The 13,828-nt window shown below is 33.2% G+C and carries 11 protein-coding genes; 5 read left to right on the forward strand and 6 right to left on the reverse strand.

Going from position 1 to position 13,828, the window contains the following annotated elements; translation table 11 throughout:
• Positions 1–16: 16 nt before the first annotated feature.
• Together BUC29_RS10870 and BUC29_RS10875 are read left to right on the forward strand one after the other, a co-directional pair.
• Positions 17–1,846 (forward strand): ABC transporter ATP-binding protein, encoded by a 1,830-nt coding sequence (locus BUC29_RS10870; RefSeq protein WP_073416177.1) that lies wholly within the window; start codon positions 17–19, stop codon positions 1,844–1,846.
• A gap of 129 nt (positions 1,847–1,975) precedes the next feature.
• A complete protein-coding gene (locus BUC29_RS10875; RefSeq protein WP_073416179.1) occupies positions 1,976–2,677 on the forward strand; it encodes a hypothetical protein in 702 nt (233 codons plus the stop codon).
• Positions 2,678–2,882: 205 nt separating this feature from the next.
• On the opposite strand, the gene BUC29_RS10880 is transcribed toward BUC29_RS10875, so the two are convergent.
• From BUC29_RS10880 to BUC29_RS10890, 3 genes are all read right to left on the reverse strand, one after another.
• Positions 2,883–3,602 (reverse strand): hypothetical protein, encoded by a 720-nt coding sequence (locus BUC29_RS10880; protein WP_073416181.1) that lies wholly within the window; start codon positions 3,600–3,602, stop codon positions 2,883–2,885.
• 84 nt (positions 3,603–3,686) lie between these two features.
• Positions 3,687–6,152 (reverse strand): carboxypeptidase-like regulatory domain-containing protein, encoded by a 2,466-nt coding sequence (locus BUC29_RS10885; protein ID WP_073416183.1) that lies wholly within the window; start codon positions 6,150–6,152, stop codon positions 3,687–3,689.
• An 11-nt stretch (positions 6,153–6,163) separates the two neighbouring features.
• Entirely contained in the window at positions 6,164–7,846 is a 1,683-nt protein-coding gene (locus BUC29_RS10890; protein WP_073416185.1) for a M23 family metallopeptidase, read from the reverse strand.
• A gap of 179 nt (positions 7,847–8,025) precedes the next feature.
• Here BUC29_RS10890 and BUC29_RS10895 point away from each other — a divergent pair, with 179 nt between their 5' ends.
• The 3 genes from BUC29_RS10895 to rny all read left to right on the forward strand — a co-directional run bounded on the left by BUC29_RS10895 (position 8,026) and on the right by rny (position 10,384).
• On the forward strand, positions 8,026–8,316 hold the full coding sequence (locus BUC29_RS10895; RefSeq protein ID WP_073416187.1) for a hypothetical protein: 291 nt from the start codon (positions 8,026–8,028) through the stop codon (positions 8,314–8,316).
• Positions 8,317–8,321: 5 nt separating this feature from the next.
• Complete coding sequence (locus tag BUC29_RS10900) at positions 8,322–8,615, forward strand: cell division protein ZapA (RefSeq protein ID WP_073416189.1); 294 nt, start codon at positions 8,322–8,324, stop codon at positions 8,613–8,615.
• Positions 8,616–8,824: 209 nt separating this feature from the next.
• Positions 8,825–10,384 carry a ribonuclease Y gene (gene rny / locus BUC29_RS10905; protein WP_073416191.1) on the forward strand — a complete coding sequence of 520 codons (1,560 nt, stop codon included), beginning with the start codon at positions 8,825–8,827 and terminating at the stop codon, positions 10,382–10,384.
• A 59-nt stretch (positions 10,385–10,443) separates the two neighbouring features.
• Here rny and BUC29_RS10910 read toward each other — a convergent pair whose 3' ends face one another.
• The 3 genes from BUC29_RS10910 to BUC29_RS10920 form a co-directional block, all read right to left on the reverse strand.
• Positions 10,444–11,964 (reverse strand): sensor histidine kinase, encoded by a 1,521-nt coding sequence (locus BUC29_RS10910; RefSeq protein WP_073416193.1) that lies wholly within the window; start codon positions 11,962–11,964, stop codon positions 10,444–10,446.
• Between the two features lie 135 nt (positions 11,965–12,099).
• A complete protein-coding gene (gene xerD / locus BUC29_RS10915; RefSeq protein WP_073416195.1) occupies positions 12,100–12,996 on the reverse strand; it encodes a site-specific tyrosine recombinase XerD in 897 nt (298 codons plus the stop codon).
• Between the two features lie 81 nt (positions 12,997–13,077).
• Complete coding sequence (locus BUC29_RS10920; RefSeq protein ID WP_073416197.1) at positions 13,078–13,653, reverse strand: porin family protein; 576 nt, start codon at positions 13,651–13,653, stop codon at positions 13,078–13,080.
• Positions 13,654–13,828 lie beyond the last annotated feature (175 nt).

A 13,828-nucleotide genomic window follows, 5' to 3' on the forward strand; every position in this document is an offset into this window, starting at 1 on the left:
TAATATTCAAAAATAAATGAGTAATTTCAAAAAAATAGTTCCTTTTATATATCCATATAAGAGATACGCATTCTTAAACATCTTTTTTAACGTATTGTATGCCCTTTTCAGCACACTTTCGTTTATGGCATTGATTCCGATGCTTCAGGTTTTATTTGGCAAAAGCAAGAAACTTACAACGATGCCAGCTTATGAAGGAATCACACATATAAAGGAATATGGAGAAAACTACCTAAATTATTATATTACAAAAAACAACGATCCAAACAATCCGGGTTTTATACTTTCGGTAATGGTTGGCATAATTATCTCTATCTTTTTATTAAAAAATTTAGCAGATTATCTGGCTATGTTTTTTATTAACTTTTTAAGAAATGGAGTTTTAAGAGATATGCGAAATGCATTATACAAAAAAACACTTGAACTGCCATTGGCATTTTATTCTGAAAAAAGAAAAGGTGACGTTATTTCAAGAATCGCCGGCGATGTAAATGAGGTGCAGACTTCTTTTCTGGCAATTTTGGAGCTTATTGTAAAAGAACCTTTAACAATTATATTTACAATAATAGCAATGTTAATCATCAGTGCGAAGCTTACATTGTTTGTTTTTATCTTTATTCCGGTTTCGGGATATATCATTTCTTTAATCGGGAAACAGCTTAAAAAACAATCTACTAAAGCACAGGAAGAACAAGGCACTTTCTTATCAACTATTGAAGAAACTATCGGTGGATTAAAAGTGGTAAAAGGATATAATGCTGAAAATTATTTCAATACCGTTTTCAGAAACTCTACAGATCGTTTTTTTAATTTATCAAACAGTATTGGAAATCGTCAAAACTTAGCCTCTCCAGCGAGTGAGTTTATGGGCATTACAGTTATTGCGATATTACTTTGGTACGGAGGACAAATGGTTTTAATTGATAAAACTTTAGAAGGCGCGTCGTTTATTGCCTATATGGGATTAGCTTATAACATCCTGACTCCGGCAAAAGCGATTTCTAAAGCTTCATATGGAGTAAAAAGAGGTAACGCCGCTGCAGAACGTGTTTTAGAGATTTTAGATCAGGAAAACACGATTGTTTCAAAAGAAAATGCAATCGAAAAAACAACTTTTGATGACAACATTAGTGTTCAGAATATCAACTTTAAATATGAAGATGAAAATGTTTTAAAAGATTTTTCTCTTCAAATCAAAAAAGGACAAACTGTAGCTCTAGTTGGGCAGTCAGGAAGTGGTAAAAGTACTATCGCCAACCTTTTAACCCGTTTTTATGATGTAAACGAAGGTACAATTTCTATTGACGGAATCAACATAAAAGACATGAATCTTCACTCTCTTCGTAGTTTGATGGGATTGGTTACTCAGGATAGTATCTTGTTTAATGACACCATTAAAGCCAATATTGCATTAGGCAAATTAGACGCTACTGATGACGAAATTATCGATGCCCTTAAGATTGCTAATGCGTATGAGTTTGTAAAAGAACTGCCTTTAGGAATTTATACCAATATTGGAGACAGCGGAAATAAATTGTCGGGAGGACAAAAACAACGTTTATCTATCGCAAGAGCGGTATTGAAAAACCCGCCAATAATGATTTTGGATGAAGCAACATCGGCATTAGATACTGAAAGCGAAAAATTTGTTCAGGTTGCGCTTGAAAACATGATGCAAAACAGAACTTCGATAGTTATTGCTCACCGTCTTTCTACTATCCAAAAAGCCGATGTGATTGTGGTGATGCAAAAAGGAAGAATTGTTGAACAAGGAAGACATGACGAATTAATTGCCCTTAACGGCACTTACAACAAACTTGTAACCATGCAGTCTTTCGAATCATAAGACACAACATATACCCAAATAATCAACACAGATTAAGGAAATATTAAAACTCAGTTTAGTTTCTTTAATCTGTGTTTTATTTTATAACTTTAGGTTAGTTAAAGATTGAATCATTAATTCTTTTCGAAAATGTATCTTAACAACCCCAACATCAAACTTCCAGCCGATCCCGATACAATTGTTTGGAAATACCTTGACTTATCTAAATTTCTTGACTTATTACTTTCGAAAAAACTATTCATGTCGCGCTCTGATAAGTTTGAAGATCAATATGAGGGTACGTTTAGCGAGCCAACTTATGAAGAGATTAAAAAGCTTGCGGTTGACAATCCTGACTTTTTAAATTACTACAAAACACATCGCGAAAAAGTAGCAATTAGCAGCTGGCATATTAACGAATATGAATCTTTTGCAATGTGGCAGATTTTCACCAAAAATAACGAAGGTTTAGCCATTCAGTCAACCATTGGAAGATTGCAGAAAGCAGTGAAACCAGAAAACAATTTTGACCAGTATATTGGCGAAGTCAATTACATTGATTACAAAAAAGAATATATTCCATTTGATGATTTGTTTTTTCCCTTTTTATTTAAGCGAAAAAGCTTTCAGTACGAACGTGAAGTACGAATTTTAACCGACACTTCAAAAAATGATATTAGACTAAACGACGGAATTAAAATTAATGTCGATATTAATCAATTAATTGAAAAAATATACATTCATCCAAAATCTGAAAACTGGTACAAAAAGCTGGTTATAGAATTAGTAGAACGATTAGGTTTTGGGTTTGAAATCGAAAAATCAGATCTTGAAAGTGATATATTGATTTGAGAGGTTCTAAGATGCTAAGATGCTAAGGTTCTGAGGTGCTAAGATTCAAGTTTTCATTTTTCGCATAAAGAGAGCCTGTTAAAAATTGTATTTTTAACAGGCTCTCTTCTATTTATCTTAAAGTTAAAAAAATCTTTTTTTAATCCTTTTAATCTGTGGCAAGAGAAAAAACTCAGAATCTTAGCATCTTAGAAACTTAGAACCTCTAAATAGGCTTATAACTCTTTACTTCCCATTTTTTAGACGTTAAGTCAATATAATTGTAGTGCAAAACATCGTTTTTATCAAACTGACCGTTTTGGTTCGTGTCTTCAATAGTTCTAAAATACAAACGGTTTTTAGATTCAATCAAATTCCAGTCTACTAATTCCTGAAGATCCGCAGAGACTTTTGTAAAATTTTCTCCGCTGATATTACTTAAATATAAAGTTTTGATATCGCTGGTATCAATTTTCCCATCTTTATTAGTATCCGAATCTGTTAAAGTATAAACCATTATTTTATTTTTGGTTTTATCGGCAACCGTTTTTAAATAGGTTGCTGTTAAAATTAAAACTGGTTTATCTGACAAAGCATGAATAGAATCTGAATCTGCTTTTTGAAATTTAAGGTTTTGAAGATATCCCGTAATTTCATATTCGCCTAAATTCGAAATTGTAAAACTCACATCGTTTACACTCGAAGAGCCATAACGTGCTTTCGAACCTTTTTCAAAAACTCTTAAATCACCGACCGGATGAATTAAATAATCCGTTCCTTCCATCTGAATTGGCAGATCTGCAACCTCAATTTGAGTTGAATCTGCTTTTGTAACGCTTACTTTGTTTGATACATCGTAACTTACTTTTGGTTTTTGAACTTCTTCTCGGCAGCTAATTAATGTTCCGACAATTGCTAAGGCTATATATTTAAAGTACTTTCTCATCGACAAATAATATTCAATTATCAAATATACTATTTTTGATTGTAATTTTGGTTTTTATTGAATTTTACTGGACAAATTCAGAAACTATAACCTCGCATTCAGTTTTATATTAAAAACTCTTGAAGTCATATAATTTGGAATCGCATATTGATTTTTAGAATATACATCACGAACCCAGGTATTCGTAATTGCATTTTGATTATTGAAAAGATTGAAAATTTCCAATCCAAGTGATAATTCCTTAAAGTTTTTTATCCAGCTTGTTTTAGAACTTTGTGTACTGGCATCAACAAACACTTTAGCAAAACCAATATCCGCTCTTCTGTAATCATTTAATCTGTTTTGGTATAAGTACGGATCAGAATAAGCTGGCGCACCGCCTGGCAAACCTGTATTGTAAACTAAATTTAAGTACACTTTTACACTCGGAATATTGGGCATATAATCCTGAAACAGCATTGCAAACTTCAAACGCTGATCGGTCGGACGAGCGATATAACCTTTATTTTCGTAGTTTTCTTCTGTTTTCAAATATCCAAAACTTACCCACGATTCTGTTCCCGGAACAAATTCACCATTCAATCTAAAATCAAGTCCCTGTGCATATGCTTTGGCATTATTATTAGCCACATATCTAATTCTGACATTGTCTATCGAATAAACATTTACATCCGAAAGTGATTTATAATAAAGTTCCGTTACCCATTTAAAAGGACGGTTCCACATTTTAAAATTATAATCGTTGCCCAAAACAACATGAACTGCTTCCTGTGCCTTTACATTCGGATTTACCACTCCATCCAGATCACGAAGTTCTCTGTAAAATGGAGGCTGATGATACAATCCGCCGGAAATCCTGAAAACCATATCACGATCCCAATCCGGTTTTATGGCAAACTGTGCACGCGGACTCACCACAACCTGGTTTTTACCTTCTTCTGCAGCTCCGGAAACCTGCCAGCTTTGAAAACGAGCTCCAATATGGTACCAAATCTGACTTGATCCAAGCATTGACTGTTTATTCCATTGTGCGTAACCCGAAAACCTGTTTATTGTATTAAAATTTGTAGCACGAATATCCTGATATGGTAAAAGAGGCCCGGTATAAGGCGTATAAGGTTGATTATTTTGTGGCAGAATTTTAATAGGTGGATTTACAGAAAACCCTGCAGAATCGATCATCTCCCACTCTACAACCCTGTCACGAATTGATTCTCGCGTGTATTTTAATGCAAATTCAAGCTGGCTTTCCTGCCATTCTTTAGAACCTTTAAGCTCAATGTTTGCTATTAAAGCATCTAAATCATTTCTGGCGTGGTTTAATTGCGAACCTATTCCGCGAGTAAAATCAATATTCGATGCATCATTTGGATTTTCAGCATCGACATTTCCTAAACGGTATTGGGCTAAAATATCAAAATGTTCTTTTTCGGTAGTATGAAATAAAGAACCAATTAATTTTAAAGTTAAGGTTGGCGAAACTTTATATGTTGTTTTTAAAGCTCCGAAATAAGTATCGTATTGATCTTTTTCCTGACCTTCATAATAAACAGCAAGTGCCATTGGCTGATCGATCGTTCCGAATTTAGTTTCGCGGGTTAATGGCTGATATAAATATTTATTCTGCGAAATATTTCCAAGAAAACTCATCTGCCATTTTTCAGAAATATCATAATTAATATTCGTTTGAATATCTGCAAATGTCGGTGTATAATTAGTCTGCGTATCCTGACTGTTTACCAATAAGCTATTATTTCGGTATCGAACTCCGGTTACGGCCGACCATTTTTTATTTTTTGAAACCAAGTCTACAGAAGCGCTTCCGCCTAAAAAACTAGCTTCAAGTGAAGCTCCAAACTGAGTAGGTTTTCTATACGTAATATCTAAAACAGATGAAAGTTTATCTCCAAATTTTGCCTGAAAACCTCCAGCCGAAAAATCAACATTCTGAACCAAATCTGTATTCGTAAAACTCAATCCTTCCTGCTGTCCGGAACGAATTAAAAACGGACGATAAACTTCGACTTCATTTACGTAGACTAAATTTTCATCATAATTTCCGCCGCGAACTGCATATTGCGTACTTAATTCATTGTTAGAATTTACACCCGGAAGGGTTTTTAAAATATTTTCGATTCCGGCATTTGCTCCCGGAATTTTTTTAATCGTTGCAGTTTCAATAGTAGCAATTCCCTGAACACGTTTTCTGTTTCTGGACGAAACAAAAACCTCTCCCATTTGTTCCTGAGAATTATTCATTACAGGATTAAAAACAAAAACTTCATTTGGTTTTAAGGAAACTGTTAGGCTGATCATTTTTAATGAAATATGCGTAAAAATGATCGATGCTTTTTTGCTTGAAATTACCTCAATTTCAAAAAAACCATTTGCATCAGATTGTGTCGAATTTTTACCCGAAGTTATATTGACATTAGAAACAGGATGATTTTCATTATCTAAAATAATACCTTTAACATGAGCATTTTGAGCAAATGAAATACAAGCAAAGCACAAGAATAGTAAAGCGAATATTAACCTGTTTTTATTCAAAGATTTGGGTTTTATTTTTGTTGACTTCTAAAAAAATGAGTTTCAAAGATAGTAGAATTTCCTACATTATCAACAACCTCAATTTTTAAAAAGTTTTCACCTTCAGTCAAATACTGATCATCAAAAGTATGAGTTATTTTTCTGTTTTTATTTTCATATTCAAACAAAACCCAGCTTCCGTTTAAATATCCGTTATAAGACTTAATTCCAGATAAGGAATCACCAATTGTAAACTCAATTTTTTTCTGATCACTAATCCATTTTCCTTCAACAGGTTTTGTGATTTTTATAACCGGAGCAATGGTATCGAGAACCAAACCATATGTTCCTAATATTTTGGCTTTAGCAGTAAAAACATCGCCTTTTCTGATGGTTCCGTTATAACTTGTTCCTTTTCCTATATAAAGTTTATCACGAAGCGATTCCGGATACAGCGTGTCTTTTATCGTAATTGTAAAATTAGAATGAACAGGAACTGTATCATCATGAATATATATTTTGTTATTTTTTACATCAAAATTCAAATTAAAATCTTCGTAAAAAGTTCCTGCCGGAAAAAATACAGACATATTATCTTTTTCAAAATTAGTGTCTTTATTATACCTAACCCAGTATTTTGAAGTAACAGGTTCCGGCTGAATAAGCGGTGTTGCAGTGTCATATTCAATTGGAACTGTAATCGAGTTTTGATTTCCAAAATAATCCGAAACTTCAATTCTATATGTAGAAGCCAAATTAGGCTCTGGTGTAATTATACCTCTCAGCGAATCTGTTTTAATAATACTCAAGGCAAAAGGTGTTTTCATAAAAAGTTTCTGAACACGCTGACTTGTTTTTTTATACCTTGGATAATCGATAAATGCATTGATATAGCGCATTTCATCAAACGAATAGGTATTAAACTGATAATTATAATTTTGATTTCCGTTTAAAAATGTGGACACATTAAAAACACCATTTTTATTAAAAGAGACATCATCTGTATCAACAGCATTGATCCCGAAACCAATTTTTCCGTTTGCTTTTACTTTTCCGGCAAGATAAGTTCCGTCTTTTTGAAGCGTCATATTAACAAGCAAAGGCTGTTTTGACTGATTTACCGTTGCATTATCTAACGGATAAACGTACAAACTAGACAAAGTAGGCTTTTTGGTATCTTTAATATTTTGATCAAAGCCAAAGAATATCGGATTGATGACAAATTCTGTTTTTGTATCACGAATTTCAAAATGAAGATGCGGCCCTTCTGAAGATCCCGTGTTTCCGGAAAGTGCAATCAATTGTCCTTTTGTAACCGGAAGTTCATCTGGTTTTGGAAACATTTCAATTTCATAAGCTTTTTGCTCATAATGTGTTTTTTTTACATAATCCTGAATAGGTCCAACTGTAGTCTGCAAATGTCCATAAACAGAAGTATACCCGTTTGGATGGGTAATATAAATACATTTTCCGTTTCCAAAAGTCGAAATTTTAATCCTTGAGACATAACCATCAGCAATCGCATACACGTTTAATCCTTCTTTTTGATTTGTTTTCAAGTCAAACCCCGCATGAAAGTGATTGGGTCTTAATTCTCCAAAATTCCCCGAAAGCTGCATTGGAATATCGAGAGGCGGGCGAAAATAATCTTTAGGATATTGTGTCTGGGCGAATAAAAAAGAGCTGAATAATAAGGCTAGTACAGTAAATTTCATAAGTAACATTTTTGCTAAGATAAAAAATTAACAGGGAAAAACCGAGGAAAAACTCACAAAAACACAATTGATTGAAATTCATTTATTTGTCTATTTTTAACGCAAAAAAATCGAGAAAAAATTGCATTAATAAAAAGGAATACTAACTTTGTATGATTAAGTAATGAATAGGATTTATAATGAGTGTAATTGCCGAAATAATTGATACTCTTGAATATAAAGTCGAAAAGCTTTTTGAAAAATCAAAAGGCCTGGAGAAAAACAATCAGGAATTACAATTAGAATTAGCCAGAGCCGTGCAAATTATCCAGAAACAATCTGAAGAAATGGAAGCTTTGAAGAAGCAGTATGAAACACTTAAGATAGCCAATTCGTTGCTCGGCAGCGACAATAACAAGAGAGAGACAAAGCTTAAAATAAATTCATTAATTCGCGAAATTGATTACTGTATAGCACAACTATCAGATTAGAAAATATGGACGGAAAGCTTAGAATTAAAATATCAATTGCCGATCGCGTTTACCCTTTAACGGTTGAACCCGCACAGGAAGAAGGCCTTAGAAGCGCCTCAAAAAAAATTGATGCTATGATTAAGCAATTCGAAGAAAGCTATGCAGTTCGCGATAAACAAGATGTATTAGCCATGTGCGCCCTGCAATTTGCATCGCAAGTGGAACAAAAACAAATTGATAACGCAATCGATGGAGAAGAAACTATCGAAAGAATTAAAAGATTAAATACGCTTTTAGATCAATATCTCGAAAATTAAACGTTCTTTACATAAACTAAGATACTGCCTACATTAGTTCACAATTGGTAAACTCAACACTAACAATTTAGAATGAGCAAATCGTCGCTACTATAGTATGCCCAGCTTTGACCGGGAAACTTGAACAGTGAGTTAGCTCAAAACTTGTCTTTACGAGTTTATTCAAGCAATTAATGTAGGCTTTTTTTATATATAAACCCTCAATAAACATGGACATCATAACGATCATTATTGGTATTGTAGGTATTGCGGCAGGATTTGCAATAGCTAAAATTATCGAGAAAAGTAATATTTCTAACCTAATCAAAAACGCTAAAAAAGAAGCAGCTTCTATTTTAAAAGATGCTAATTTAGAGGCCGAAAACATAAAAAAAGATAAAATCCTTCAGGCTAAAGAGCGTTTTATCGAATTAAAATCAGAACACGAACAAGTTATTTTGGCACGCGATAAAAAAGTAGCCGAAGTAGAAAAACGAGTACGTGATAAAGAATCTCAGGTTTCTAACGAACTTTCTAAAGCGAAAAAAGTAAATGACGATTTTGAAGCTAAAACAGCTGAGTACAACAACAAAATTGAAATTTTAGACAAAAAACAAGCTGAAGTAGACAAATTACACAAAAGTCAACTACAGCAGCTTGAAGTAATTTCCGGCCTTTCTGCAGAAGAAGCAAAAGAGCAATTGGTTGAAGGTTTAAAAGCCGAAGCTAAAAGCAAAGCAATGTCTCATATACAGGAAACTATTGAAGAGGCAAAACTTACTGCACAGCAGGAAGCTAAAAAAATTATCATCAACACCATTCAAAGAGTCGGAACAGAAGAAGCGGTAGAAAACTGCGTTTCTGTTTTCAACATCGAATCTGATGATGTAAAAGGTCGTATTATTGGTCGTGAAGGTCGTAACATTAGAGCGCTTGAAGCCGCAACCGGTGTTGAAATCATAGTTGATGATACACCAGAAGCTATTATCCTTTCTTGTTTTGATCCTGTTCGTAGAGAAATTGCCCGTTTGTCTTTACACAAATTAGTTACTGACGGACGTATTCACCCAGCTCGTATCGAAGAAGTTGTTGCCAAAACCGCTAAACAAATCGACGATGAAATTATCGAAGTTGGAAAACGTACAGTTATCGATTTAGGAATTCACGGTTTACACCCAGAGTTAATTAAAGTTGTAGGTAGAATGAAATATCGTTCTTCTTATGGACAAAACCTGCTACAGCACTCCAGAGAAGTTTCTAAACTTTGCGGTATCATGGCAGCTGAATTAGGTTTAAACGTAAAACTGGCAAAAAGAGCTGGTTTACTTCATGATATTGGAAAAGTGCCGGATACTGAAAGTGATTTACCACACGCATTATTAGGTATGCAGTGGGCTGAGAAATACGGCGAAAAAGACGAAGTATGTAATGCTATTGGAGCGCACCACGACGAGATTGAAATGAAATCTTTATTATCTCCAATCGTTCAGGTTTGTGATGCTATTTCGGGAGCAAGACCAGGAGCAAGACGTCAGGTACTTGATTCATACATTCAGCGTTTGAAAGACCTTGAAGATGTAGCTTATGGTTTTAGCGGAGTTAAAAATGCCTATGCAATTCAGGCAGGTAGAGAACTTCGTGTAATTGTAGAAAGTGAAAAAGTTTCTGATGATAATGCAGCAAACTTATCATTTGAAATTTCACAAAAAATCCAAACTGAAATGACATATCCGGGTCAGGTAAAAGTTACTGTAATCAGAGAAACAAGAGCAGTAAATATTGCAAAATAATTTCTCATTGTTATAAAAAAAAGGCTGTCAATAGACAGCTTTTTTATTGCCTTTATATTTTAGAGATCATTAAAAACGATTTTAAAACTCGTTCCCACCCCAACTTCACTTTCAACAGAAACTGTTCCTTTCATGGCTTCTATTTGATTTCTGGTAATATACAAACCTATTCCGCGCGCTTCCTGATGTTTGTGAAAAGTTTTATACATTCCAAATAATAAATCGCCATAAACTTTTAAATCGATTCCTAAACCATTATCGGTAATTTTCAAAGATTTATAACCTTCAGGTTCAATTCCAAAATCAAATACAATAACAGGATCACGATCAGGATGCGCATATTTTATGGCATTTGTTGTAAAATTCAGCAAAACACTTTCCAGATAAGCCGGATTAAAATTAATCGTCAAATACTGCGGAACGTTATTGATAATTGTAACCTTCTTTTGATTATCATATCCTTTTATAGTTGAAATTGTTTTTTCGATGTATTCATGAAGTTTTAACGGTACAACGGCAATATTAATATTGCTCTGTGTTTTTACGATCTGAGTTAAATTAGAAATTGTCTCATTTAAATCATTTGAAACTGTTCTTAGATGTTCCAGCATTTCAGCAACCGTTCCTTTATCTTTATCTTCATCGATAAAATCCAGAATTGACTTTATATTTCCGGCCTGAGTATTTAAATTATGCGAAACAATATGTGAAAAATTAAGCAGACGACTGTTTTGATCGCTGTATAATTTCATTGTTTTTAAAAGCTCTAATTCTTTTTCTTTTTGAAGAGAGATATCGGTATGAGTTCCAATTACACGCAAAGGTTTTCCGTTTTCATCACGATTAATAACCTTTCCTCTGTCGAGAATCCATTTATAATTACCGGTTGAAGTCATTACACGATGGTAATTTTCATAATACGGAATCTTATTGTCAAAATGTTCTCTGATATCTGAATAATATTTTGGAAGGTCATCAGGATGAACAATTTTATCCCATCGTTCAGGATCATCAAAAATATCGGCCGATTCCAGTTCTAAAATCTTTAGCGAAAGCGAAGAATAAAAAACATTATTGGTAACCATATCCCAATCCCAGATTCCAACAGTAGAAGCATCCAGAGCAAATTGAAAACGCTCTTCGGATATACGAAGTCTTTCTTCTTTATCTTTTAAATCGGTTATATCAGAAACATGTCCAAAAAAGCTGACTTTGCCATCTGGAGACAATTCTGTTTTGGCAGAAACTTTAAACCAGCGAAGTCCCTTTTTTGGCAAAACTGCCCTAAATTCGAGCTCCCAAGGAACTATTTCTTTACGCGATTTTATTAAAGATTTGAAAAACAACTCTCTGTCCTGCTCAAAAATTCTGTCGTAAATTATGTATTTAATATCGTCTGTAAACTCTTTTATAGAAAGCTCGAAAATTTCATCAGCAGATTTACTGACTAAGGGAAAAGTGTAACGATTATTATTATCAATAACAAACTGGAAAAGCAAATCCGGCATTTCGGCAAATAATTTTCTGTAGAAATTATTCACCACTAAGCAATCCTCATTACTATATAAATCAAAAACCATATGCCGCTGTTTAAGTAAATACTATTTTTGGATTTGTTTAAAATCCTTAAAATTCATTTAATTTACTTCCTTTGAATACAAATGTAATACCAAGTTAAACTTTTTTAACTTAATAACGTTAAGTCTTACAAAAAATTACTTCCTTGGATGATATGAGTGCATTACTTCTTTTAAAAAACTTCTGTCCAGATGCACATATATTTCGGTTGTTGTAATTGATTCGTGGCCCAGCATTAACTGAATCGATCGTAAATCGGCACCATTTTCTAATAAATGAGTTGCAAAAGAATGGCGTAAAGTGTGAGGACTAATACTTTTGTTAAGACCTATTTTTACTGCCAAATCTTTGATAATCGTAAAAATCATTGCACGCGTTAACTGATTTCCTCTTCGATTTAAGAATAAGGTATCTTCACAGCCTTTTTTTATAGTAAGGTGAACCCGAATTTCATCACGATAAATCTGAATATATTTCTGGGTTAATTTACCAATTGGCACAAAGCGCTCTTTGTTTCCTTTTCCGGTTATTTTTATAAAACCTTCATCAAAAAATAAATCAGATATTTTAAGCGAAACTAATTCTGAAACCCGCAGGCCGCAGCCGTATAATGATTCAAGAATAGCACGATTTCTTTCTCCTTCGTTACTGCTTAAATCGATTGCCGCAATAAGTGCATCGATTTCTTTTACAGATAATGTATCAGGAAGTTTCCTGCCTGTTTTAGGACTTTCGATTAATTCCAAAGGGCTGTCATTTCGATAATCTTCAAAAACTAAATAATTAAAAAAGCTTTTCAATCCGGAAATGATCCTTGCCTGCGAACGCGGATTGAGTTCTTTTGAAACAGAATATATAAACTGCTGGATCGTTTCATCTGTAATTTTAATAGGCGAAATATCAATTTGATTGGCTTCTAAAAAAAGGCATAAACGCTCAATATCAAAGCTGTAATTTTCGATCGTGTTTTTAGACAAGCCTCTTTCTATACGCAGATACGACTGATAATCTTTTATATAATTATTCCATTTCATATTTACAAAGTAAAACATTTTTGAGCATAAAAAAACCTTCCTGAAGAGGGAAGGTTTTTAGAGTATTTTAAAATTCAGATTTTAGAATCTATATGCTGCCGTCAAAGCCAAAACACTATTCTTAGGACTATCTATATAATCATCAATATTGTCTGTATCATAATCTCTAACATTTGATAAACCAACGGTATAACGAATACCTACAGAAAAATTATCTGTAAAATTATATCCTGCACCAAAATTAAAGCCTAAATCGGTAGATTTGTAAGCATCTTTTACATCATTACCATCTCTTTTAGCAGAAACTAAAAATCCAAGTTGCGGACCACCTTCAACGCTAAACTGTTTTGTGATATAAAATTTTGCCAATACTGGAATATTAATATAATTTAATCTATAATCAATATCATTATTATTTCCAATAGCATCAAACGACGCACCCTGAGCAGAAAATAAAAGTTCTGGCTGAATAGATAACCTTTCGATAACTTTTATCTCTGCAAAACCACCAACTTGAAAACCTATTAATGCATTTGAGTCATTATCTCCACTAAAATTTGTGATGTTAAGACCTCCTTTTACTCCAAATCTTGTTTGCTGTGCATTAGCAAAGCCAAATGCCAAAACGGCAATAGTTGTTAAAATAACTTTCTTCATTGTTAAATTTGTTTTGGATTAAATTTTAATAACCAAATATAAATATATTCTTCTTAAAAAATCATTTTGAATTTAACAAATAAAATAGTATTAAGCGTATAAATTGTTAAATCAACATAAATTTACCTTTAAAATACCTTATTATTAGAACAAGAATCTTTATAAAACTAACTAC

Source organism: Flavobacterium defluvii (assembly GCF_900129555.1).
GTDB lineage: Bacteria > Bacteroidota > Bacteroidia > Flavobacteriales > Flavobacteriaceae > Flavobacterium > Flavobacterium defluvii.